Raw genomic sequence first — 590 nt, 5'->3', positions numbered from 1 at the left:
CTGCCCCCCCGCCCTCGGGCCCCCCGTCGCCCCCCGTCTGGTGCACGAGCTGCCCGGCGCCCCCCCCGCCGTGGTGACCGCCGCCGCCCCGGTCGTGACCCGGGTGGCCCATGGCGAGGGGCTGGGCCTGGTGCCGCTCGGCCTGCCGCTGCCCAAGGGCAAGCGCGCCCTGCTGGTCCCGGCGGAGCGCCGGGAGGCGGTGCTGCTGGAAATCCACGGCACGCTCGACCGGGCGCGGCGGCGCAACGCCCTGCTCGCCCAGGGGCGCCGCGCGCTGGAGGGCTGGTCCACCAGCCTGCACCCGGCGGACGACCGCACGCGGGTCCGCGCGGTGCGCGGCGACGACCTGCCCTGGCCCGGCCTGCCGGCGCCGGTGCGGCTCCAGGTGTCGCGCGTGCTCGACGCCATGGAACTGGCCGACCTGACGGACGACGATCTGGCCCTGCGGCTGGAGGGCGACCCGGCGCTGGCCGCCGCGCTGGAGGAGGCGCTGTCGCGCACCGCCGCCCGGCTGCACCGCTACGCCGGGGAGGCGGAGGGGGCAGACGATGCCTGGACCTTCGCTTCGCTGGCCGATCGGCTGTCCCGCG

General features: G+C 79.5%; 1 pseudogene. It reads left to right on the top strand.

Features of this window, described 5'->3' with window-relative positions:
* Positions 1-40: 40 nt before the first annotated feature.
* Positions 41-590, top strand: a pseudogene (locus GBZ26_RS29805) (helicase-related protein); the annotation flags it as partial.

The sequence above is a fragment of the Azospirillum formosense genome, from assembly GCF_013340925.1.
GTDB classification, from domain to species: Bacteria; Pseudomonadota; Alphaproteobacteria; order Azospirillales; family Azospirillaceae; genus Azospirillum; species Azospirillum formosense.
The sequence above is the reverse complement of the archived record's forward strand: the minus strand, read 5'-3'. Positions and strand labels throughout refer to the sequence as shown.